Below are 23,011 nucleotides of genomic sequence, written 5' to 3'. Positions count from 1 at the left end.
CTTACATGCGCTCCAGGGTTTCCAGGCCGAGCAGTTCCAGACCTTGCTTGAGGGTGCGGCCAGTCAGGGCCGCCAGACGCAGACGGCTCTGCTGCTGTTCTGCAGTTTCGGCGGCGAGGATCGGGCAGTTCTCGTAGAAGCTGGAGAACAGCCCGGCCAGGTCGTACAGGTAGCTGCACAGTACGTGCGGCGTGCCCTTGTCGGCCACGTTGTTGAGAATTTCGCCAAACTGCGCCAGGCGCGCGGCCAGGTCCTGTTCGTGCGGGGCCTGCAGCACGATGTTGCCTTCGACCTGGTCAAAGGCCTTGCCCAGCTTGCGGAACACGCCGGCCACGCGGGTGTAGGCGTACAGCAGGTAAGGCGCGGTGTTGCCTTCGAAGTTGAGCATCAGCTCGAAGTTGAAGCTGTAGTCGCTGGTGCGGTGCTTGGACAGGTCGGCGTACTTCACCGCGCCGATGCCCACCACTTCGCCGATGCGGCGCAGTTCTTCGTCGGCCAGGCTCGGGTTCTTTTCCTTGACCAGGGCATAGGCGCGCTCCTTGGCCTCGGTGAGCAGGTCGATCAGCTTCACGGTGCCGCCGTCACGGGTCTTGAACGGGCGGCCGTCGGCGCCGTTCATGGTGCCGAAGCCCATGTGTTCCATCTGCATCGGGTGGCCGACGAAGCCTGCGCGGCGTGCGACTTCGAACACCTGGTTGAAGTGCAGCGCCTGGCGCTGGTCGACGAAATACAGGGCGCGGTCAGCCTTGAGCACGTTGCTGCGGTAGCGCACGGCGGCCAGGTCGGTGGTGGCGTACAGGTAGCCGCCGTCGGCCTTCTGCACGATCACTGGCAGCGGCTCGCCTTCGCTGTTCTTGAACTCCTCGAGGAATACGCACTGGGCGCCCTGGTCTTCGACCAGCAGGCCCTTGGCCTTGAGGTCGGCTACCACGTTGGCCAGGTCGGCGTTGTAGGCGCTCTCGCCCATCACGTCGGCCATGGTCAGCTTGACGTTGAGCAGCTCGTAGGTCTTCTGGCAATGCGACAGCGAGATGTCCTTGAAGCGTGTCCACAACGCCATGCAGTCCGGGTCGCCAGCCTGCAGCTTGACCACCAGGCCGCGCGCCCGGGTAGCGAACTCTTCGGACTCGTCGAAGCGCTTCTTGGCGGCGCGGTAGAAGTTTTCCAGGTCGGACAGCTCGTCGCTGGTGATCGGGTTTTCTTCCAGGTAGGCCAGCAGCATGCCGAACTGGGTACCCCAGTCGCCCACGTGGTTCTGCCGGATCACCTCGTCGCCGAGGAATTCCAGCACGCGCGCCACGCTGTCACCGATGATGGTCGAACGCAGGTGGCCGACGTGCATTTCCTTGGCCAGGTTGGGGGCCGACATGTCGATCACCACCTTCTGCGCAGGGCCAGCCTTGCGTGCGCCCAGGTGGGCGTCGGCCAATGCGGCATCCAGGCGGTTGGCCAGGGCGGCGGTGTTCTGGAAGAAGTTGAGGAAGCCGGGGCCGGCGATCTCGACCTTGCTGATGTCGGCGCTGACGGGCAGGGCGTCGATGAGTTTTTCCGCCAGGTCGCGTGGTTTCATGCCGGCCGGCTTGGCCAGCATCATGGCGATGTTGCTGGCGAAGTCGCCGTGGGTCTTGTCCCGGGCGTTTTCCACCTGAATCGCCGGCGACAGCCCTTCAGGCAGCACACCGTCGGTGACGAGTTGGGTGAGGGCTTGCTGGATCAGCTGGCGAATGGTGTCTTTCATGGGGATCTCTTTTCGACCGCAAGCGCGGTGGAGCGCTTGGATGCGCAGGTGGAAAAACTGGACATTATCCGTGGCTGGGAGCGGGTTGCCAACCTTTGGGTCCGCTTTGCGGCCCATCGCGACACAGGGCCGCTCTCCCACAGGGGGACGCGATCCCGCTGCAGGAGCGGCCTGGTGTCGCCATGGGCTGCAAGGCAGCCCCGGTATCAGTAAAGGTCTACCGGGTCGACATCCAGCGACCAGCGCACCTGGCGCCCGCTCGGCATCTGCTCCAACACTAGCAACCAGGCACTGATCAGTCGATGCAAAGGCGCGCGGGTATTGGCCTGTATCAACAGTTGCGCGCGGAAGCGCCCGGCCCGCCGTTCCATGGGCGCCGGCACCGGCCCCAGCAGCTCGATGCCCGCCAGGCGTTGCTCGGCTACCAGGCGCTCGGCTGCGGCGCAGGCCTCGTCAAGGAAGCCTTCGGCCTGCCCGGGGCGGTGCGCTTCGGCGCGCAGCAGTGCCAGGTGCGAGTAAGGTGGCAACCCTGCGGCGCGGCGCTCCTGCAAGGCTTGTTCGGCAAACGCGAAGTAGCCCTGTTCGGTCAGTTGTACCAGCAGGGGATGGTCGGCCAGGTGGGTCTGGATGATCACCTTGCCAGGCTCTTCGGCGCGCCCGGCACGCCCGGCCACCTGCACGATCAGTTGTGCCATGCGCTCGCTGGCGCGGAAATCACCGGAGAACAGCCCACCATCGGCGTCGAGGATTGCGACCAGGGTCACCCGCGGGAAGTGATGGCCCTTGGCGAGCATCTGGGTGCCAACAAGGATGCTCGGCTGACCACGCTGGATGGTGCTGAACAGGTTGTGCATGGCGTCCTTGCGCGCCGTGCTGTCGCGGTCCACGCGCAGGATCGGGTAATCCGGGAACAACACCTTCAGGCGCTCTTCGGCCCGTTCGGTGCCGGCGCCAACCGGGCGCAGGTCGACGTGGTTGCATTGTGGGCACTGCTGCGGCAGGCGTTCGTCATAACCGCAATGGTGGCAGCGCAGCACGCCGGAGCGCTGGTGCACGGTCATGCGCGCGTCGCAGCGCGGGCATTCCGACAGCCAGCCGCAGTCGTGGCACAGCAAGGTCGGGGCGAAGCCGCGGCGGTTGAGGAACACCAGCACTTGCTGGCCGGCCTCCAGTGTCTGCCGGATGGCCTGCTGCAACGGGCCGCTGATGCCACTGTCCAGCGGCAGGCTCTTCACGTCCAGGCGTAGCATGCGCGGTGGCCGTGCACCGCCGGCGCGCTGGTTCATGCGCAACAGGCGGTAGCGGCCGTTGAGGGCGTTGTGCAGGGTTTCCAGCGACGGCGTGGCCGAGCCGAGCAGGATCGGGATGTTCTCCTGGTGGGCGCGCACCAGTGCCAGGTCGCGGGCATGGTAGCGCAGGCCTTCCTGCTGTTTATAGGAGCCGTCATGTTCTTCGTCGATGATGATCAGGCCGGGGTTTTTCATCGGCGTGAACAACGCCGAGCGGGTACCGATGATGATGTCCGCTTCACCGTCGCGTGCCGCCAGCCAGGCGTCCAGGCGCTCGCGGTCGTTCACCGCCGAATGCAGCAGGGCGATGCGGGCGTTGAAGCGTTGTTCGAAACGCGCCAGGGTTTGCGGGCCGAGGTTGATCTCCGGGATCAGCACCAGTGCCTGCTTGCCGGCTTCCAGGGTTTCCCGGATCAGTTGCAGGTAGACCTCGGTCTTGCCGCTGCCGGTCACGCCAGCCAGCAGGAACGCCGCGAAGCCGCCGAAGCCTTCGCGCACGGCGTCAAAGGCTTCGCGTTGCTCGTCGTTGAGCGGTAGTTCGGGTTGTGCCAGCCAGTGCTGGTGGCGCAGCGCCGGCAGGTGGCGGCGCACCTCGATCTGCACCAGCTCCTTGGCCAGCAACAGGTCGAGGCTGTCCTTGTTCAGGTTGAGTTTGGCCAACAGGCTGTGGGCCACGCCATGCGGGTGCTGGGCCAGGGTCTTGAGCGCGTCGCGCTGGCGTGGGGCACGGGCGATGCGCGGGTCTTCCAGGCGGGCGCCGGGGGCGACGTGCCAGAAGCGCTCCTGGCGCATCTCGGCGGGTTCGCCCTGACGCAGCAGCGTTGGCAGGGCCCAGCTCAGGGTATCGCCCAGGCTGTGCTGGTAGTACTGGGCAGTCCACAGGCACAGCTTGAACAGCGACGGCGGGATCGGGGACAGCGGGTCGAGCAGGGCGCTGGCCGCTTTCAGCTTGTCTGCCGGCACTTCGCTGTGCTCGCAGACCTCCACCAGCACGCCGATCATTTCGCGGCGGCCGAACGGCACGCGGATACGCATGCCCGGGGTCAGGGCCTGGCGCGCCATGCTCGCCGGTGCCTTGTAGTCGAACAGGCGACGCAGCGGGGAGGGCAGGGCAAGGCGCAGGATGACGTCGGACACGCGGAAAGTCTCGGAGGGCGTTTCAAGAACTGGCGAGCCTAGCAGACGACGGTCGGTGCAAGCGACAACTTGCACTGGCGCGACGCTCTGGTATTATTCGCCGCCTAATTACGTGCGGTATTCAACAATTGGTGTTGGGTGGCGGCACGCAGCTCGAGGAAGTGACCATGAAAGCAGATATTCATCCGAACTACGAAGTAGTTGCAGTCACCTGCAGCTGCGGCAACAAGTTCGAAACTCGTTCGACCCTGGGCAGCACCCTGGCGATCGACGTTTGCAACCTGTGCCACCCGTTCTACACCGGTAAGCAGAAAGTCCTGGACACCGGTGGTCGCGTACAGAAGTTCGCCGATCGCTTCGGTATGTTCGGTACCAAGAAGTAATCATGCGCATGGCGAGCCCCTCGGGTTTCGCATTGCTGCAAAAAAAGGCGCCCCTTGTGGGCGCTTTTTTTATGGGCCTCATCTGGCACCTGCCGGCCCAGGCGTTCTGCCCGCTGCCGGACAGGCCGCAGCAGGTGGCGGTGCGCCAGGTGGTAGATGGCGATACCTTGCGTCTGGTCGATGGCCGCAGCGTGCGGCTGATAGGCATCAATGCCCCGGAAATCGGCCGTAACGGGCGTAGCAGCGAACCCTATGCGGAGGCCGCCAAGCGACGCCTGCAGGCATTGGTCAAGGCCAGTGACGGGCGTGTCGGCTTGGTGCCGGGCATCGACAGCAAAGACAAATACGGCCGAACCTTGGCGCATATCTACGCCAGCAATGGCGACAATCTGGAAGCACAATTGCTCGGCGAGGGTTTGGGCTATCGGGTGGCGGTTGCCCCTAATGTGCGCCTTAGCGCTTGCCACCAGCTGGCCGAGCAGGCGGCGCGCAAGGCTGGCGCCGGCTTGTGGCGACGCTCGCCAGTGCTACGTGCCGAAGAGCTGCGGCAGTCCGGTTTCGCCGTTGTCGCTGGCCGTATCCAGGCTGTGCAGCGCAACCGTGGCGGAGTTTGGCTGAACCTGGACGATGCCGTGGTGCTGCAGGTTCCCGCTCGTCTGCAACGCAACTTCCCCGCCAGCTTCTTCGATAACCTCAAGGGACGCCAGGTCGAAGCGCGCGGCTGGGTGCTGGATCGTTCCCGCAAGGGCGGCCTCAAGCCAGGGCAGCGGCGCTGGGTGTTGCCATTGACCGATCCAAGCATGTTGGAACGTATTTCAGGCTAAAAGTTGTAGACATTTCGCTATTGGATTGTACACACTGTGAGCCGTATGCCCCGTGGGTTATAGCGTAAAGTCGTAGGCTAAAGGCCTTGACACAAGTGACCGGCCAGTCTTGTGGCTCCCCGGCTCTTTGCGTATCCTCGGCGGTCCGTCAGAACAGTAAACAGCGGAATGCCCACCATGTCAGACCTGAAAACCGCCGCTCTCGAATATCACGCCCAACCTCGTCCGGGGAAACTGAGCGTCGAACTTTCCAAGCCCACTGCCACCGCCCGTGACCTCGCCCTGGCCTACAGCCCAGGTGTTGCAGAGCCGGTGCGTGAAATCGGCCGTGATCCAGAGCTGGCTTACAAATACACCGGCAAGGGCAACCTGGTTGCGGTGATTTCCGATGGTACTGCCATCCTCGGTCTGGGCGACCTCGGCCCGCTGGCCTCCAAGCCGGTCATGGAAGGCAAGGGTGTACTGTTCAAGCGTTTCGCCGGTATCGACGTGTTCGACATCGAAGTGGAATCGGAGAGCCCGCAGGCGTTCATCGACACCGTTCGCCGTATCTCGATCACCTTCGGTGGCATCAACCTCGAAGACATCAAGGCGCCTGAGTGCTTTGAAATCGAGCGCACCCTGATCGAACAGTGCGACATCCCGGTATTCCACGATGACCAGCACGGTACCGCCATCGTCACCGCAGCCGGCATGATCAACGCCTTGGAAATCGCCGGCAAGAAGCTGGAAGACGCCAAGATCGTCTGCCTGGGTGCTGGCGCTGCCGCCATCTCCTGCATGAAGCTGCTGGTGAGCATGGGCGCCAAGGTCGAGAACATCTACATGATCGACCGCAGCGGCGTGATCCACGCTGGCCGCGACGACCTGAACCAGTACAAGGCGCAGTTCGCCCACGCGACCGACAAGCGCACCCTGGCTGACGCCCTCAACGGTGCCGACGTGTTCGTAGGCCTGTCGGGCCCGAACCTGCTGAGCGCCGAAGGCCTGAAGTCGATGGCCGCCAACCCGATCGTGTTCGCCTGCTCGAACCCGGACCCGGAAATCTCGCCAGAGCTGGCTCACGCCACCCGCAGCGACGTGATCATGGCTACCGGTCGCTCCGACTACCCGAACCAGGTCAACAACGTACTGGGCTTCCCGTTCATCTTCCGTGGTGCCCTGGACGTCCGCGCCAAGCGCATCAACGAAGAAATGAAGATCGCTGCCGCCATCGCCCTGAAGGACCTGGCCAAGCTGCCAGTGCCGAAGGAAGTCTGCGAAGCCTACGGCGTCGAAGGCCTGGAGTTCGGCCGCGAGTACATCATTCCGAAGCCGCTGGACGCCCGCCTGATCACCGTCGTTTCCGACGCCGTGGCCAAGGCTGCCATCGAATCCGGCGTAGCGACCCTGCCGTATCCGAAGCACTACCCGCTGACCAGCGTGGATGATGTGTTCAACGGCTGATTGCAGCTGAGCGACACAAAAAAGCCCCGGCTCGCATGAGCCGGGGCTTTTTGTTGTGCCATGGAAATGCGTCAGGGCTGCAAGGTGTTCGTCGCGACATGTCCGTAGCTCGCGATGCGCCGCGCGGGCGGCGCTCGATTTACGCGCCCACTCAAAACCTGAGACAGGCACCTGCCTTTAGAACAGATCCATCGGCGCCGCTTCATCCGCCGGCAGCGGGCTGCCCGGCGCCGCTCCGGTGCCCAGTTCGTCCACCGAAGGCGGCGAATCCTCGGCCTTGAACAGCTCGAAGTAGGCGTTTGGCGTGCTGGGCGAGGCAGCGCGACCGCTGACCGGGTCGACGCGCAGGCTGAGGATGCCTTCCGGCTCGGCAGGCGCATGCTCAGGCTTGTCCTTGAGTGCCGCACCCATGAAGCTCATCCAGATCGGTAGCGCCACGGTGCCACCATACTCGCGGCGGCCAAGGGTCTCAGGCTGGTCGAAACCGACCCACACGGTGGTCACGTAGTCGGCGTTGTAGCCGGAGAACCAGGCGTCCTTGGACTCGTTGGTGGTACCGGTCTTGCCGGCCAGGTCGGTGCGGCCCAGGGCCAGCGCCCGGCGGCCGGTGCCACGCTTGATCACGTCCTGCAGCATGCTGGTGAGGATGTAGGTGGTCCGCCCGTCGATGATCTGTTCGGCCACGGCTGGCGCCTGCGGTGCAGAGGCTACCTGGCTGAAGGCAGGTGGGGCCTCGCCCGGCATGGCGGCGGTGCTGATCGGCTGTTCGGCTGCTGCCAGGCCAGCATGGTCCTCGGCACCCTGCGGTACGCGCGGCGGGTTGGCGGTGAACAGGGTTTCGCCGCTGCGGCTCTCGATGCGCTCGATCAGGTACGGGGTTACCTTGTAGCCGCCGTTGGCAAAGGTGCTCCAGCCAGTGGCGATTTCCATCGGGGTCAGCGTAGCGGTGCCCAGCGCCAGCGACAGGTTGCGCGGCAGGTCCTGCTTGTTGAAGCCGAACTTGGCAATGTAGTCGATGGTGCGGTCCACGCCCATGGCCTGCAGCAGGCGGATCGACACCAGGTTGCGCGACTTGTACAGGGCCTCGCGCATGCGGATGGGGCCGAGGAAGGTGTTGGTGTCGTTCTTCGGTCGCCAGACCTTGTCCAGGTACTCATCGACGAACACGATCGGCGCATCGTTGACCAGGCTGGAAGCGGTATAACCGCTATCCAGGGCAGCACTGTAGATGAACGGCTTGAAGCTCGAGCCCGGCTGGCGCTTGGCCTGCATGGCACGGTTGTAGTTGCTCTGCTCGAACGAGAAGCCGCCAACCAGCGCACGGATGGCGCCGCTGTAAGGGTCGAGGGTAACCAGCGCGCTCTGTGCGCCAGGCACCTGGCTGAATTTGAGCTTGCCGTCCTCCAGGCGCTGGACGCGTACCAGGTCGCCGACCTGGGCGACATCCGCCGGTGACTGCGGCGCACGGCCCTGGGCGTTGCTGTTGATGAACGGGCGGGCCCATTTCATGGTATCCCAGGCCACCAGTTCTTCCTGGCCGCTACGGGTCAGCACCTTGAGGCCGGCCTTCTCGACCTGGGTGACGATGGCCGGCTCCAGGCCGCCCAGCATGCGCTGTTTGCCCAGTTCCTGCAGCCAGGCCGCCTGGGTGCGGCCGGGGAAGCGTGCTTCCGGCCCGCGGTAGCCGTGGCGCTCGTCATATTCGGACAGGCCGTTGAGGATGGCCTTGTTGGCCATTTCCTGCATGTCGCTGGGCACCGTGGTGGTGACGCGGAAGCCTTCGGTGTAGGCGTCGCTGCCATAACGGCCGACCATTTCGGCGCGGGCCATTTCGGCGATATAGGGTGCATTAACTTCTGGCGCGGGCACGTGGTAGCTGGCGTTGAGCGGCTCGGCCAGGGCAGCCTGGTAGCTGGCCTCGTCAATCTTGCCGAGCTTGTACATGCGGCCGAGGATCCAGTCGCGGCGCTCCTTGGCGCGCACCGGGTTGGCCAGCGGGTTGAAGCGCGACGGGGCCTTGGGCAGGCCGGCGATCATCGCCATCTGCGCCAGGCTCACATCGCGGATCGACTTGCCGTAGTACACCTGCGCAGCGGCGTCGATGCCGTAGGCACGGTTGCCCAGGTAGATCTTGTTCACGTACAGCTCGAGGATCTCGTCCTTGGTCAGCTCTCGCTCGATCTGCAAGGCCAGCAGGATCTCGTTGGTCTTGCGCGAGAAGCTGCGCTCGCTGGTGAGGAAGAAGTTCTTCGCCACCTGCATGGTGATGGTGCTGCCGCCGGTCTGGATATGCCCGGTTTTCACCAACTGGGTCGCGGCGCGCATCAGGCTGCTGGGGTCGACACCGTAGTGATTGAGGAAATTGTCGTCCTCGGCTGACAGAAGCGCCTGGATGAACTGTGGGGGAATTTCCGCGAAGCGGATCGGCGAGCGGCGCATTTCGCCGAACTCGGCAATCAACTTGCCATCGCTGCTATACACCCTGAGGGGGATCTGCAACTGGATGCTTCTGAGCGATTCGACCGAGGGCAGGCTGGGGCTAAGATACAGAAACGCACCGCTCACACCGAGTACGAGCGCGCAGATGACTGCGACGGAAGACCACCAGAAGAACTTCAGCAGGCGTATCAAGGCTTTTCGGTGTCCAGGTTGGGAGTGGATTGCACGCAGGTCCGGCGGACCAAAAAACGCTGGGCATTATAAGCATTTTTTAGCCTCTCCGGGTTACCGGTCAGGCTGCCCGTCGCCTCGATGCGCAGGCGCGGCCCGGTGTTGGCGCGGGGTTGCGACGGATCGTTGCGACAGACGACAAGGAAGCCACCATGCTAGGACGCTTCGGCAAGGATGCGGGTTCACTCGTGGGGGTGGAAATAGCCCCTGATACCGTTCGGATCGTGCAACTGCAACGGCGCAACCGGCGCTACCGGGTGCATGTCTCGGCACAGGAGCCGTTCGAATCGCCGGTCGGCCAGGATTGGCTGGCAGAGCCGGCAGCCGTGGTGGCTGCCTTGCGCCGCGCCTGTCGTCGCAGCGGCCTGGGGCAGCGCCGGGTAGCGCTGGCATTGCCCGCCAACCTGGTGATTTGCAAGCTGTGCCAGCTCCCGCAGGGCCAGGACGAGGCGGACATGGAGGCGCAGCTGCTGGCGGACGCAGAGCGGCTGTTTCCATTTCCGCTGGAAGACCTGGCCCTGGACTTTCAGGTAATGGGTGGCTCCCGCGCTCAGCCTGGTTGTGTCGAAGTGATGGTGGCGGCGTGCCGGCAAAGCGCGATGGCGCCCCTTGACGCCATGGTCGAGGAAGCCGGGTTGCAGCTGGAGGCTGTGGAGGTCGACAGCATTGCCCTGTGCCGGCTGTTGCCACAGGGCAGCCTTGAGGGAGCGGCACTGCTGCGTATCGATGTGCATGGCACAACGCTTTATGACTGGCAGCCGGGGCGACTGCAGCAACGTCGGGATCTGCAAGTGGCTGAGGCGGGCATGAAGGAGCAGTTGCCCGGGTGCCTGCAGGCGCTGCTTGCCGATGGGCCGCGGCCGGCATGCCTGTGGGTTGCCAGCAGCTCACCCATCGACCCGGGCTGGCTGCAAAGCCTGAGTGCCCGATTGCACGTGCCCTGCCGGCTTCTGCCTGGCTTGGCCGGCCTTGGGCAGGTCGATGGCTCGATGTTGCTGGCTTGCGCCCTGGCCCTCGGTGGGGTGCAGTCATGATGCGCCTGAACCTGCTGCCCTGGCGGGAACGGCAGCGCCAGGCCGGGCTCCGGCGCCTGCGCCGACAATTGGTCGCTGGAGCAGTGCTGGCCTTGTGTGCAGTGATGCTGGTCGACCAGCTGGCCCGTCAGCGCGGCCAGCAGCAAGCGTTGGCCCACGACCTGCGTCAGGCAGCCCTTGCAGCGCTACGCGAGCAACTGCAACCGCTGGCCGATGTGCGTGAACTGCATGAAACCCTGCTCGCCCGGGCGATGACGCTGGAGAGCCTGCGTGCCCACCAGGATGTGTTGGCCGGCGTGTTCGCGGACCTTGAGGGGGCGTTGCCGCAAGGTATCCGGTTGCTCGATCTCAGCCTTGAAAACGGCCGCCTGCAAATGACCGGGTTGGCCACCTCAGGTGCCGTGGTCGCGCAATTCATGCGCGACCTGGACCGCTCGGGGGCATTGCTCGGGCTGGAGCTCAAGCGCATCGAAAGCTTGCCGGGCGGCGATGAGTTTGTGCTCAGCGCCCGTGTTTCGGCGTTCTGGTCATGAAGCCAGCGCAGGTGCTGGCCTGGCTGGCGATGGTCAGCCGCGTCCGCCGCTTCCGGCTGCTGGCGCCAGGGCTGGTGGCAGTGGCGGTATTTGGCCTTGGCTGCGCGATTCGTCTGCCGGCAGTGCTGCAACAGCAGGCGCAGGAGGATGCCCGGCACGTCGAGCTGGCGGAACAGCAAGCAGCCAGCGCCGCGCACCTGGCCGAACTGGAGCAGCTGCAGGCTTCCGTGGCGGTTGCCGAACGGCGTTTGCAGGAGGCGCACTGGCAACTGGCGGCTGGCGAGGGCATGAGTGATCTGCTCGAGCGCCTGGCAGCGTTGGGTCATGCGCACGGCTTGCTCATCGAGCGGGTCGTTGTACATGAGGAGGAACAACAGGCTGGCTTTCGCAAGGTACCGCTGGAGCTACAGATGGTGGGGCGCTACGCAGCCTTGCGCCAGTGGCTGGACGACTGGTTCGGCCAAGCGCGCGTGTTGCGCCGCGGTGTTCTGCGGCTCGCGGCGGCCGATGGCCAGCCTGGCCTGCTGCGCCTGCAGTTGCGGCTTGATACCTATCAGGCGCTGGCGCCCACAACGGCACCTGCTGTGCTGGCGCAGATGCCGGCCAGGGCCGCGACGGTAGTGCCGGCAATCGATCCGTTTGCCTCCGGGGCGTCGCAGCTACCGAGCGCCGGGCTGGGCAGCGTGCCGCTGGCGCAGGTGGAAATGGTCGGCAGCCTGTCGCGCGGAGCTGCGCACGAAGCACTGCTGAGGGTGGCTGGCAGGCTCTATCGGGTGCGCCCGGGCGATCGGCTGGGGCGTGACCAGGGGGTAGTGACGCAAATCGACCAGCGTCAGGTCGAAATACGTGAGCGGGTGTTCATGGCAGGAAGCTGGCACGAACGCACGGCGCTCCTGACTCTCGCAACCCGCCTGGGCAAGGAGGCCCCGGACCAGGATGAAACGATTGATGAAGTTGGTGTTGGCAGCCCTGCTGTCCATTCCACTGGCGTCGGCAACGCCGTATCAGGGTGAACCGCTGTCGCTGAATTTCCAGGATGTGGAGGTGCGCGCCGTGTTGCAGGTGCTGGCAGATTATGCCGGCGTGAACTTGGTAGCCAGCGATGCCGTACAGGGCAACGTCACCTTGCGTTTGCAGGATGTGCCGTGGGACCAGGCGCTTGACCTGGTACTGCGCAGCAAGGGCCTGGCCCGGCGCCAGGAAGGCAATGTGCTGCTGGTGGCGCCTGCCACCGAGCTGGCCACGCAGTCGTTCGATACCCGTGTGGAGCAGGCGCTGGAGGCGCAGTTGCAACCGCTGCGCCGGGAGTTGCTGCCCATCCACCATGCCAAGGCTGCCGAACTGGCGGAGTTGCTCATGGCAAGCCTGGCGGATGACGGCATCCTTGCCGGGCGGGGCAGCCTGAGTGTCGATGAGCGCACCAATACACTGGTGCTGCACCAGCCTGCCGAGCGTCTTGCCGAGTTGCGGCAACTGGTGGCGCAGCTGGACGTGCCGGTGCGTCAGGTGGTGATCGAGGCGCGTATCGTCGAGGCCAACGTCGATTACCAGAAGAGCCTGGGGGTGCGCTGGGGTGGGCCGCTGTACCTGGAGGACCCGCAGCCGGGCAAGGACCTGTTCGTCGACCTTGGCCTGGAGCGTGCCGGCAGCAGCATCGGCCTGGGCCTGTTGCGTGGGGGCGTGCTGCTCGACCTTGAGCTCAGCGCCATGGAAAAGAGCGGCAACGGCGAGATCATCTCGCAGCCCAAGGTGGTAACCGCCGACAAGGAAACGGCCAGGATCCTCAAGGGTACCGAGGTGCCATACCAGGAAACCAGCAAGAGCGGCGCCACCTCGGTAGCGTTCCGCGAAGCCTCGCTGTCGCTGGAGGTGACCCCGCAGATCACCCCGGACAACAAGGTGATCATGACCGTCAGGGTGACCAAGGACGAGCCGGATTACGTCAATGCCTTGAACGACGTACCGCCGATTCGCAAGAACGAGGTCAATGCCAAGGTGCGCGTGACGGACGGCGAAACGATCGTGATCGGTGGCGTGTACTCGACTTCGCAAAACAATGTGGTCGACAAGGTGCCATTTTTCGGCGATCTGCCGTATGTTGGGCGGCTGTTTCGACGCGATGCATTACAAGAGAAAAAATCCGAGCTGCTGGTCTTCCTGACTCCGCGTATCATGAGTGACCAGGCGATTGCTGTGAGTCGTTGATTCTGTGCGAAATTTGATACTTGTGGGGCCCATGGGTGCTGGTAAAAGCACCATCGGACGCCTATTGGCCAAAGAGCTGCGCCTGCTGTTCAAGGATTCCGACAAGGAAATCGAACTGCGCTGCGGCGCCAACATCCCGTGGATTTTCGACAAGGAAGGCGAGCCGGGTTTCCGTGACCGCGAACAGGCGATGATCGCCGAGCTGTGCGCACTCGACGGCGTGGTGCTGGCCACCGGCGGTGGCGCCGTGATGCGCGAAGCCAACCGCCAGGCGCTGCGCCGCGGTGGCCGGGTGATCTACCTGCATGCTTCGGTGGAACAGCAGGTTGGCCGCACCGCGCGCGATCGCAATCGCCCCCTGCTGCGCACGGCCAATCCCGAGGCAACCTTGCGCTCCTTGCTGGAGACGCGCGACCCGCTGTACCGCGAAATCGCCGACCTGGTGGTGGAAACCGACGAGCGGCCGCCACGCATGGTGGTGATCGATATTCTCGAGCGTTTGCAGCAGTTGCCGCCCCGTTAACCCGGGACTATTCTCGGCCACCAGCGCCGAGGCGAGGTTGAACGTTACCGCGTGGGCCGCCCCAACGGCGCCGCGCCCAAGCACATTGTGGGGATACATGCAGACACTAAAGGTCGACCTGGGCGAGCGTAGCTACCCGATCTACATTGGCGAAGGCCTGCTGGACCAGCCCGAGCTGCTGGCACCGCATATCGCCGGGCGGCAGGTAGCCATCGTTTCCAACGAAACCGTCGCGCCCCTGTATCTCGAACGCCTGAGCAAGACCCTGGGTGCCTATTCGGTACTGCCGGTGGTGTTGCCCGATGGCGAAGCCCACAAGAACTGGGAAACCCTGCAACTGATCTTCGACAGCTTGCTGGCGGCGCGTCACGATCGCCGCACTACCGTGGTTGCCCTGGGTGGCGGTGTGATCGGTGACATGGCCGGGTTCGCCGCCGCCTGCTACCAGCGCGGTGTCGACTTCATCCAGGTGCCGACCACGCTGTTGTCCCAAGTCGACTCCTCGGTAGGCGGCAAGACCGGTATCAATCACCCGCTGGGCAAGAACATGGTCGGAGCCTTCTACCAGCCCAATGCGGTACTGATCGATACCACCACCCTGAAGACCCTGCCGGCGCGCGAGCTGTCCGCCGGCCTGGCCGAAGTGATCAAGTACGGCCTGATCTGCGACAAGCCGTTCCTCGCCTGGCTCGAGGACAATATGCAGGCGCTGCGTGCCCTCGACCCGGCAGCGCTGACCGAAGCCATTCGCCGCTCCTGCGCGGCCAAGGCCGCGGTGGTGGGGGCCGACGAACGCGAGTCGGGCGTGCGTGCCACGCTGAATTTGGGGCATACCTTCGGGCATGCCATCGAGACCCACATGGGCTATGGCGTGTGGCTGCACGGCGAAGCCGTGGCGGCGGGCACGGTGATGGCCCTGGAAATGTCCATGCGCCTTGGCTGGATCAACCAGGCTGAGCGCGATCGCGGAATCCGCCTGTTGCAGGACGCAGGCTTGCCGGTGGTGCCACCACAGGAAATGACCCCGGCGCATTTCATGGAGCACATGGCGGTCGACAAAAAGGTGCTCGACGGTCGTCTGCGTCTGGTGCTGCTGCGCCAGATGGGCGAGGCCGTAGTCACCGACGACTATCCGAAAGAGATTCTACAGGCCACGTTGTCGGCGGATTACCGCGCGATCGTGGCCCAGCTTTGAGGTTGTGACAGCGCAATGACCAGTTTGCATGCCGATGAGGCCTTTCTCGACCATTACCAGTTGAGCCACGATCCGTTCGCACCCCGCGTGCCCGGCTTCAAGTTCTTTCCGGCCCAGCGCAAGCCCGTGCTTGGCCAGTTGCACCACCTGGCGCGCTACAGCCAATTGATGCTGGTGGTCAGCGGCCCGCTGGGCAGCGGCAAGACCTTGCTGCGCCAGGCCCTGGTGGCCAGCACCAACAAGCAGGCGGTGCAGAGCGTCGTGGTTTCTGCCCGGGGCGCCAGTGACGCCGCCAGCGTACTTGGCCAGGTCGCACAGAGCCTGGACGTGGCGCAGCCTGAAATGCAGGCGATCCTGGCCAAGGTGGTGCAGCTGGCACTGACCGGCCAGGAAGTGTATTTGCTGGTGGACGATGCGGAACAACTCGACGAGTCGGCACTCCAAGCGTTGCTGGAATTGGCCGCTGGCGTGCCGGAAGGGCGTCCGCATGTGTTCCTGTTCGGTGAGCCTTCGCTGATTGCCGGGCTGGATGAGCTGAATATCGAGGAAGAACGCTTCCACATCATCGAGCTCGCCCCCTACAGCGAAGAAGAAACCCGCGAGTACCTGGAGCAGCGCCTGGAAGGCGCTGGCCGGGGCATCGAGGTGTTCACCCGCGAACAGATCGTCGATATCCATGAAAACTCTGACGGTTGGCCTGGCAACATCAACCAGGTCGCCCGTGACACTTTGATCGAAGCCATGATCGCCAGCCGCTCGACGGCCAAGCGACCATCCATGGGGTTCAAGATGCCTAAAAAACACGTGCTCGCACTGTCCGCTGTGGTCGTGGTCGCCGTTGCGGCCGCGGTATTGATGCCCAAGAAAGGTGACAAGGCGCCTGCCGAAGCGCCCGTCGCCCAGGCCCAGTTGCCACTGGGCGAAGGCCAGGGCAACGCTGGCAACCCGGCCATCGAGTTCTCGGGCTCGTCCCAGCCGATGCCGCTGCCACTGGTTGGCCAGTCACAGCCGGTAATGCGCGAGCCGCTGGCCCAGGCCGCAGGCATGGGCGAGGGCGAAGAGGGTAGCCCGGCTGGTGATACCGCGCTGCAGCCTGGCAACCCGCCGCCTACCGTGACCACCATCGCGCCACCACAAGGCGTGCAGGCAGGTCCGGCCCCGGTACCTGCCCAGCCTGTTGCCGTTGCGCCTGCCCAGCCGGTGCAGTCGCAGCCGGTTGCGCCTGCGCCTAAACCTGTTGCAACCCAGCCTGCCAAGCCGGTTGCGCCTGCCAAGCCTGCCCCGGCGCCGACCCAGGTCGCCGTGGCCAAGCCGGTCGCCAAGCCTGCCGAGAAGCCGGTGACTGGTGGCAGTGGCAACAGTGGCTGGTACACCGGGCAAAAACCGGGCAACTACGTGGTGCAGATCCTCGGTACCAGCTCCGAGGCGTCGGCCCAGGCCTTCGTCAAGGCCCAGGGTGGCGACTATCGCTACTTCAAGAAAAACCTCCAGGGCAAGCCGCTGTACGTCGTCACCTACGGCAACTTCGCCAGCCGCGATGCTGCAGTTGCGGCAATCAAGAACTTGCCAGCGAAGGTCCAGGCTGGTAAACCTTGGCCACGTACCGTCGGCAGTGTTCAACAAGAGCTTGCCACGGCTCGCTGATTACCTTCCGGGCGGCAACACCCCGCTGCCCAGTTGCTGAGCGATTACAGAACTTCGACTAGCCTGCTGCGCCCGAGCGCGGCAGGCTTTTCTGTCCCAGACTGCCGGCCAAAAGCCTCCCTTGCAGTCACGGCTGAAACGCTTCAGACTCGAGCCAAGCCGCTATCACGGCACATGGCGTAAAAACATTCAAAATTGCGACATAAATTTTCAATGGTGAGACATGAAAATTTGTGAGCATCGCTGTCGCTGTGCAACAATGGTTTTCCATGGCCACCGCAAAAAGCTGGCGTTTGATCGGCGTGGATGGTAAGTGGTTGTTAAAAAAGAGATTTACCTCCGTTGAGAGGTGAACCTGGTGAGAATGTGTCTATGAAAACAGGTCTGTACCATCCCGAAGAATTCAAGGACAACTGTGGTTTTGGCCTGATCGCCCACATGACGGGCGAACCGAGCCACCACCTTCTGCAAACCGCCATGCAGGCATTGACTTGCATGACTCACCGCGGCGGCATCAACGCCGACGGCAAGACCGGTGACGGTTGCGGCCTGCTGATGCAGAAGCCTGATCAGTTCCTGCGTGCCGTGGCCCAGGAGCACTTCGCCGTCGAGCTGCCCAAGCAGTATGCCGTCGGCATGGTGTTCTTCAACCAGGACCCGGTCAAAGCCGAAGCTGCCCGTGCCAACATGGACCGCGAAATCCTCGCCGCCGGCCTGAAGCTGGTTGGCTGGCGCAAGGTGCCGATCGACACCAGCGTACTCGGCCGCCTGGCCCTGGAGCGCCTGCCACAGATCGAGCAGGTGTTCATCGGCGGCGAAGGCCTGAGCGACCAGGAATTCGCCATCAAGCTGTTCAGTGCCCGTCGCCGTTCGTCGGTGGCCAACGCCCACGATGTCGACCACTACATCTGCAGCTTCTCGCACAAGACCATCATCTACAAAGGCCTGATGATGCCGCGCGATCTGGCGGCGTTCTACCCGGACCTGGGTGACAAGCGCCTGCAAACCGCGATCTGCGTGTTCCACCAGCGCTTTTCCACCAACACCCTGCCGAAATGGCCGCTGGCGCAGCCATTCCGCTTCCTCGCCCACAACGGCGAGATCAACACCATCACCGGCAACCGCAACTGGGCGATGGCCCGTCGCACCAAGTTCGCCAATGACCTGATCCCCGACCTCGAAGAGCTCGGCCCATTGGTCAACCGTGTCGGTTCCGACTCATCGAGCATGGACAACATGCTCGAGCTGATGGTTACCGGTGGCATCGACCTGTTCCGTGGTGTGCGCATGCTGGTACCGCCAGCCTGGCAGAACGTCGAGACCATGGACGCCGACCTGCGCGCCTTCTACGAATACAACTCCATGCACATGGAGCCGTGGGATGGCCCGGCCGGTATCGTCATGACCGAAGGCCGCCACGCGGTGTGCCTGCTCGATCGCAACGGCCTGCGCCCGGCGCGCTGGGTGACCACCAAGAACGGCTACATCACCCTGGCGTCGGAAATCGGCGTATGGGACTACAAGCCAGAGGACGTCATTGCCAAGGGCCGGGTCGGCCCGGGGCAGATCTTCGCCGTCGACACTGAAACCGGCCAGATCCTCGATACCGATGCCATCGACAACCGCCTGAAGTCGCGCCACCCGTACAAGCGCTGGCTGCGTCAGCATGCCACGCGCATCCAGGCGACGCTGACCGACGACCAGGGCGTGGCCAGCTACGACGCTGACCAGCTCAAGCAATACATGAAGATGTTCCAGGTCACCTTCGAAGAGCGTGACCAGGTACTGCGCCCGCTGGGTGAACAGGGCCAGGAAGCGGTCGGTTCGATGGGTGACGACACGCCGATGGCGGTGTTGTCGCAGCGCGTGCGCTCGCCTTACGACTTCTTCCGCCAGCAGTTCGCCCAGGTGACCAACCCGCCGATCGACCCGCTGCGCGAAGCGATCGTCATGTCCCTGGAAATCTGCCTCGGTGCCGAGCGCAATATCTTCCAGGAGTCACCGGAGCACGCCTCGCGGGTGATCCTCAGCTCGCCGGTCATCTCGCCTGCCAAGTGGCGCTCGCTGATGAACCTGGAGCGTGAAGGCTTCGACCGCCAGCTGATCGACCTCAACTATGAAGAGAGCGTCGGCCTGGAGGCGGCCATCCGCAATATCGCCGACCAGGCTGAAGAAGCGGTGCGCAGCGGCAAGACCCAGCTTGTGCTGAGCGACCGCTACATCGCCCCGGGCAAGCTGCCGGTGCATGCCTCGCTGGCCGTTGGTGCGGTGCACCACCGCCTGACCGAACAGGGCTTGCGCTGCGACAGCAACATCCTGGTGGAAACCGCTACCGCCCGTGACCCGCACCACTTCGCCGTGCTGCTGGGCTTCGGTGCCTCGGCCGTGTACCCGTACCTGGCCTACGAAGTGCTGGCCGACCTGATCCGCACCGGCGAAGTGCTGGGCGACCTGGACGAAGTCTTCAAGTACTACCGCAAGGGCATCTCCAAGGGCCTGTTGAAGATCCTGTCGAAGATGGGCATCTCGACCATCGCCTCGTACCGTGGTGCGCAGCTGTTCGAAGCCATCGGCCTGTCCGAGGAAGTGGTTGGCCTGAGCTTCAAGGGCGTGTCCAGCCGCATCAAGGGTGCGCGCTTCGAAGACCTGGAAAGCGACCAGAAGCTGCTGGCTGCCGAAGCCTGGAGCGCGCGCAAGCCGATCCAGCAAGGCGGCCTGCTGAAGTTCGTCCACGGTGGCGAATACCACGCCTACAACCCGGACGTGGTCAACACCCTGCAGGCTGCGGTGCAACAGGGCGACTACGCCAAGTTCAAGGAATACACCGCGCTGGTCGACCAGCGCCCGGTGTCGATGATCCGCGACCTGCTGAAGGTGAAAGTGGCTGAGCAGCCGCTGCCGCTGGAGCAGATCGAGCCGCTGGAGGCCATTCTCAAGCGCTTCGACTCCGCTGGTATTTCGCTGGGCGCGTTGTCGCCAGAGGCGCATGAGGCGTTGGCCGAGGCCATGAACCGCCTGGGTGCGCGCTCCAACTCCGGTGAGGGCGGTGAAGACCCGTCGCGCTACGGCACCATCAAGAGCTCGAAGATCAAGCAGGTGGCCACCGGTCGCTTTGGCGTGACCCCGGAATACCTGGTCAACGCCGAGGTGCTGCAGATCAAGGTTGCCCAGGGCGCCAAGCCCGGCGAAGGCGGCCAGCTGCCAGGCGGCAAGGTCAACGGCCTGATCGCCAAGCTGCGCTACGCGGTGCCGGGTGTGACCCTGATTTCGCCACCACCGCACCATGACATCTACTCGATCGAAGACCTGGCCCAGCTGATCTACGACCTCAAGCAGGTCAACCCGCAGGCCCTGGTGTCGGTCAAGCTGGTGGCCGAAGCCGGGGTCGGCACCATCGCTGCCGGTGTGGCCAAGGCCTATGCGGACTTGATCACCATCTCGGGTTACGACGGTGGTACCGGTGCTTCGCCGCTGACCTCGATCAAGTACGCTGGCGCCCCGTGGGAGCTGGGCCTGGCCGAAACCCACCAGACCCTGCGCGGCAACGACCTGCGCGGCAAGGTCCGGGTACAGACCGACGGTGGCCTGAAAACCGGCCTGGACGTGATCAAGGCGGCCATCCTTGGCGCCGAGAGCTTCGGCTTCGGTACTGCACCGATGATCGCCCTGGGCTGCAAGTACCTGCGCATCTGCCACCTGAACAACTGCGCTACCGGCGTGGCCACCCAGAACGACAAGCTGCGCAAGGACCACTACATCGGCACCGTCGACATGGTGATCAACTTCTTCACCTTCGTCGCCGAAGAAACCCGTGAATGGCTGGCCAAGCTGGGCGTGCGCAGCCTGGGCGAGCTGATCGGGCGTACCGACCTGCTCGATGTACTGCCAGGCGACACCGAGCGCCAGCAGTACCTCGACCTGTCGCCGCTGCTGGGCAGCTCGCACATCCCGGCGGACAAGCCGCAGTTCTGCGAAGTGGACAAGAACCCGCCGTTCGACAAGGGCGAGCTGGCCGAAAAAATGGTCGAAATGGCCATGCCGGCCATCCGTGACCAGGCCGGTGGCGAGTTCAGCCTCGACATCTGCAACTGCGACCGCTCCATCGGTGCCCGCGTGTCGGGCGAGATCGCCCGCCTGCATGGCAACCAGGGCATGGCTGCAGCGCCGATCACCTTCCGCTTCAAGGGCACTGCGGGGCAGAGCTTCGGCGTGTGGAACGCCGGGGGCCTGAACCTGCACCTGGAAGGCGACGCCAACGACTACGTCGGCAAGGGCATGACCGGTGGCAAGATCACCATCGTGCCACCAGCCGGCAGCCCGTTCGAAACCCAGCACAGCGCCATCGTCGGCAACACCTGCCTGTACGGGGCCACTGGTGGCAAGCTGTTCGCCGCTGGTACAGCGGGCGAGCGCTTCGCTGTGCGTAACTCTGGCGCCCACGCTATTGTCGAGGGCACTGGCGATCACTGCTGTGAATACATGACCGGCGGCTTTGTCTGCGTGTTGGGCAAGACCGGTTACAACTTCGGTTCTGGCATGACTGGCGGCTTCGCCTACGTGCTCGACATGGACAACACCTTCGTCGACAAACTCAACCACGAGCTGGTGGAAATCCAGCGAATCAGTGGTGAAGCGATGGAGGCCTATCGCAGCCACCTGGCGCGAGTCCTTGCCGAGTACGTCGAGGAGACCGGCAGTGAGTGGGGGCGTGAGCTCTCGGAGAACCTGGACGACTACGTGCGGCGCTTCTGGCTGGTCAAGCCGAAGGCGGCCAACCTGAAGCAACTGCTGTCCAGCACCCGTGCCAACCCGCAGTAACAACAGCTGCAAGTGACGGCCCCGTGCGCGGGGCCTGTCGTGCTCAAGTGATCGTCTTGCAGCTTGCAGCCTGAGGCTGGCAACTGCGGTAAAGAGGTTTTGAAAAATGGCTGAACGTCTGAACAACGACTTCCAGTTCATCGAAGTGGGCCGCAAGGACCCGAAGAAAAAGCTGCTGCGCCAGCGCAAGAAGGAGTTCGTGGAAATCTACGAACCGTTCAAGCCGCAGCAGTCCGTGGAGCAGGCGCACCGCTGCCTGGGCTGCGGTAACCCGTATTGCGAATGGAAGTGCCCGGTCCACAACTTCATCCCCAACTGGCTGAAGCTGGTTTCCGAAGGCAACATCCTGGCGGCGGCCGAGTTGTCGCACCAGACCAACACCCTGCCGGAAGTGTGTGGCCGCGTATGCCCGCAGGACCGCTTGTGCGAGGGCGCCTGCACCCTCAACGACGGCTTCGGCGCGGTGACCATCGGTTCGGTCGAGAAGTACATCACCGACACCGCCTTCGCCATGGGCTGGCGCCCGGACATGTCCAAGGTCAAGCCCACCGGCAAGCGCGTCGCCATCATCGGCGCCGGTCCGGCCGGCCTGGGCTGCGCCGATGTGCTGGTGCGTGCTGGGGTGACCCCGGTGGTATTCGACCGTAACCCGGAAATCGGCGGCCTGCTGACCTTCGGCATTCCCGAGTTCAAGCTGGAAAAGACCGTGCTCAGCAACCGCCGCGAAGTGTTCACCGGCATGGGGATCGAGTTCCGCCTGAACACCGAGGTGGGCAAGGACGTGACCATGGAGCAACTGCTCGCCGAGTACGACGCGGTGTTCATGGGCATGGGCACCTACACCTACATGAAGGGTGGCTTCCCCGGTGAGGACCTGCCGGGCGTGCACGACGCGCTGGACTTCCTGATCGCCAACGTCAACCGCAACCTGGGCTTCGAAAAGTCGCCGGAAGATTTCGTCGACATGCAGGGCAAGAAGGTGGTGGTGCTCGGGGGCGGTGACACCGCGATGGACTGCAACCGTACCTCGATCCGCCAGGGCGCCAAGTCGGTGACCTGTGCCTATCGTCGTGACGAGGCGAACATGCCGGGTTCGCGCCGTGAGGTGAAGAACGCCAAGGAAGAAGGCGTGAAGTTCCTCTACAACCGCCAGCCGATCGCCATTGTCGGCGAAGACAAGGTCGAAGGCGTGAAGGTGGTCGAGACCCGTCTGGGCGAGCCGGATGCGCGGGGCCGCCGCAGCCCCGAGCCGATCCCGGGTTCCGAAGAGATCCTGCCGGCCGATGCCGTGGTGATCGCTTTCGGCTTCCGCCCAAGCCCGGCGCCGTGGTTCGAGCAGCATGGCATCCAGCTCGACAGCCAGGGTCGCGTGGTGGCGCCGGAGAAGGGCAAGTTCAAGCACCAGACCAGCAACCCGAAGGTATTTGCCGGGGGCGACATGGTGCGCGGTTCGGACCTGGTGGTGACGGCGATCTTCGAAGGGCGTACTGCTGCCGAGGGTATTCTGGACTATCTGGAAGTCTGATCGATTTTCGGGGGCCGCTTTGCGGCCCATCGCGACGCAAGGCCGCT

The 23,011-nt window shown here is 64.2% G+C and carries 15 protein-coding genes; 12 read left to right on the top strand and 3 right to left on the bottom strand.

Annotation, left to right across the window (positions count from 1 at the left end; translation table 11 throughout):
* Position 1: 1 nt before the first annotated feature.
* Both argS and JKP78_RS07750 read right to left on the bottom strand, forming a co-directional pair.
* Positions 2-1,738, bottom strand: coding sequence for an arginine--tRNA ligase (gene argS, locus JKP78_RS07755; RefSeq protein WP_186684236.1), 1,737 nt, complete (start codon positions 1,736-1,738; stop codon positions 2-4).
* 206 nt (positions 1,739-1,944) lie between these two features.
* The gene (locus JKP78_RS07750; protein ID WP_200626473.1) at positions 1,945-4,164 is read right to left on the bottom strand and encodes a primosomal protein N'; all 2,220 of its coding nucleotides are present in this window, start codon (positions 4,162-4,164) and stop codon (positions 1,945-1,947) included.
* A 167-nt stretch (positions 4,165-4,331) separates the two neighbouring features.
* On the opposite strand from JKP78_RS07750, the gene rpmE reads away from it, so the two are divergent.
* From rpmE to JKP78_RS07735, 3 genes are all read left to right on the top strand, one after another.
* Positions 4,332-4,547 carry a 50S ribosomal protein L31 gene (rpmE, locus tag JKP78_RS07745; RefSeq protein ID WP_003257833.1) on the top strand — a complete coding sequence of 72 codons (216 nt, stop codon included), beginning with the start codon at positions 4,332-4,334 and terminating at the stop codon, positions 4,545-4,547.
* Positions 4,548-4,549: 2 nt separating this feature from the next.
* Positions 4,550-5,371: a thermonuclease family protein gene (locus tag JKP78_RS07740; protein WP_186684241.1), complete on the top strand. Its 822-nt coding sequence runs from the start codon at positions 4,550-4,552 to the stop codon at positions 5,369-5,371.
* A 177-nt stretch (positions 5,372-5,548) separates the two neighbouring features.
* On the top strand, positions 5,549-6,817 hold the full coding sequence (locus tag JKP78_RS07735) for a malic enzyme-like NAD(P)-binding protein (protein ID WP_119371725.1): 1,269 nt from the start codon (positions 5,549-5,551) through the stop codon (positions 6,815-6,817).
* 177 nt (positions 6,818-6,994) lie between these two features.
* Here the strand turns inward: JKP78_RS07735 and JKP78_RS07730 are convergent, their stop codons facing one another.
* Entirely contained in the window at positions 6,995-9,445 is a 2,451-nt protein-coding gene (locus tag JKP78_RS07730; protein ID WP_372241587.1) for a penicillin-binding protein 1A, read from the bottom strand.
* 194 nt (positions 9,446-9,639) lie between these two features.
* Between JKP78_RS07730 and pilM the strand changes: the two genes are divergently transcribed.
* From pilM to JKP78_RS07685, 9 genes are all read left to right on the top strand, one after another.
* Entirely contained in the window at positions 9,640-10,521 is an 882-nt protein-coding gene (gene pilM, locus JKP78_RS07725; RefSeq protein WP_186684243.1) for a type IV pilus biogenesis protein PilM, read from the top strand.
* Positions 10,518-11,054, top strand: coding sequence for a PilN domain-containing protein (locus JKP78_RS07720; RefSeq protein ID WP_170033374.1), 537 nt, complete (start codon positions 10,518-10,520; stop codon positions 11,052-11,054). The genes pilM and JKP78_RS07720 overlap by 4 nt, the downstream gene beginning before the upstream one ends.
* A complete protein-coding gene (locus JKP78_RS07715) occupies positions 11,051-12,067 on the top strand; it encodes a pilus assembly protein PilP (protein ID WP_234454558.1) in 1,017 nt (338 codons plus the stop codon). The genes JKP78_RS07720 and JKP78_RS07715 overlap by 4 nt, the downstream gene beginning before the upstream one ends.
* Entirely contained in the window at positions 11,991-13,259 is a 1,269-nt protein-coding gene (locus JKP78_RS07710; protein ID WP_200626471.1) for a type IV pilus secretin PilQ, read from the top strand. Before JKP78_RS07715 ends, JKP78_RS07710 begins: the two co-directional genes overlap by 77 nt.
* Positions 13,260-13,263: 4 nt before the next feature.
* Positions 13,264-13,782, top strand: coding sequence for a shikimate kinase AroK (aroK, locus tag JKP78_RS07705; RefSeq protein WP_170033370.1), 519 nt, complete (start codon positions 13,264-13,266; stop codon positions 13,780-13,782).
* Positions 13,783-13,879: 97 nt separating this feature from the next.
* Complete coding sequence (gene aroB, locus JKP78_RS07700; protein WP_200626469.1) at positions 13,880-14,977, top strand: 3-dehydroquinate synthase; 1,098 nt, start codon at positions 13,880-13,882, stop codon at positions 14,975-14,977.
* A gap of 15 nt (positions 14,978-14,992) precedes the next feature.
* A complete protein-coding gene (locus JKP78_RS07695; RefSeq protein WP_186684246.1) occupies positions 14,993-16,621 on the top strand; it encodes an SPOR domain-containing protein in 1,629 nt (542 codons plus the stop codon).
* A 372-nt stretch (positions 16,622-16,993) separates the two neighbouring features.
* Complete coding sequence (gltB, locus tag JKP78_RS07690; RefSeq protein ID WP_200626467.1) at positions 16,994-21,439, top strand: glutamate synthase large subunit; 4,446 nt, start codon at positions 16,994-16,996, stop codon at positions 21,437-21,439.
* A 106-nt stretch (positions 21,440-21,545) separates the two neighbouring features.
* Entirely contained in the window at positions 21,546-22,964 is a 1,419-nt protein-coding gene (locus JKP78_RS07685) for an FAD-dependent oxidoreductase (RefSeq protein WP_013974599.1), read from the top strand.
* The last annotated feature ends 47 nt before the right edge of the window (positions 22,965-23,011 follow it).

The organism is Pseudomonas sp. LAM2023, from assembly GCF_016620375.1.
Classification (GTDB): Bacteria; Pseudomonadota; Gammaproteobacteria; order Pseudomonadales; family Pseudomonadaceae; genus Aquipseudomonas; species Aquipseudomonas anuradhapurensis.
Note: the sequence above shows the minus strand (reverse complement) of the source record. Positions and strands in the feature narration are given on the sequence as shown.

What these genes read in the sequence shown, in the direction of transcription:
- JKP78_RS07685 (WP_013974599.1), top strand. Translation starts at nt 21,546, where the DNA reads ATGGCTGAACGTCTGAACAACGACTTCCAGTTCATCGAAGTGGGCCGC.
- JKP78_RS07740 (WP_186684241.1), top strand. Translation starts at nt 4,550, where the DNA reads ATGCGCATGGCGAGCCCCTCGGGTTTCGCATTGCTGCAAAAAAAGGCG.
- JKP78_RS07695 (WP_186684246.1), top strand. Translation starts at nt 14,993, where the DNA reads ATGACCAGTTTGCATGCCGATGAGGCCTTTCTCGACCATTACCAGTTG.
- aroB (WP_200626469.1), top strand. Translation starts at nt 13,880, where the DNA reads ATGCAGACACTAAAGGTCGACCTGGGCGAGCGTAGCTACCCGATCTAC.
- JKP78_RS07715 (WP_234454558.1), top strand. Translation starts at nt 11,051, where the DNA reads ATGAAGCCAGCGCAGGTGCTGGCCTGGCTGGCGATGGTCAGCCGCGTC.
- JKP78_RS07720 (WP_170033374.1), top strand. Translation starts at nt 10,518, where the DNA reads ATGATGCGCCTGAACCTGCTGCCCTGGCGGGAACGGCAGCGCCAGGCC.
- JKP78_RS07710 (WP_200626471.1), top strand. Translation starts at nt 11,991, where the DNA reads ATGAAACGATTGATGAAGTTGGTGTTGGCAGCCCTGCTGTCCATTCCA.
- rpmE (WP_003257833.1), top strand. Translation starts at nt 4,332, where the DNA reads ATGAAAGCAGATATTCATCCGAACTACGAAGTAGTTGCAGTCACCTGC.
- gltB (WP_200626467.1), top strand. Translation starts at nt 16,994, where the DNA reads ATGAAAACAGGTCTGTACCATCCCGAAGAATTCAAGGACAACTGTGGT.
- JKP78_RS07735 (WP_119371725.1), top strand. Translation starts at nt 5,549, where the DNA reads ATGTCAGACCTGAAAACCGCCGCTCTCGAATATCACGCCCAACCTCGT.
- argS (WP_186684236.1), bottom strand. Translation starts at nt 1,738, where the DNA reads ATGAAAGACACCATTCGCCAGCTGATCCAGCAAGCCCTCACCCAACTC.
- pilM (WP_186684243.1), top strand. Translation starts at nt 9,640, where the DNA reads ATGCTAGGACGCTTCGGCAAGGATGCGGGTTCACTCGTGGGGGTGGAA.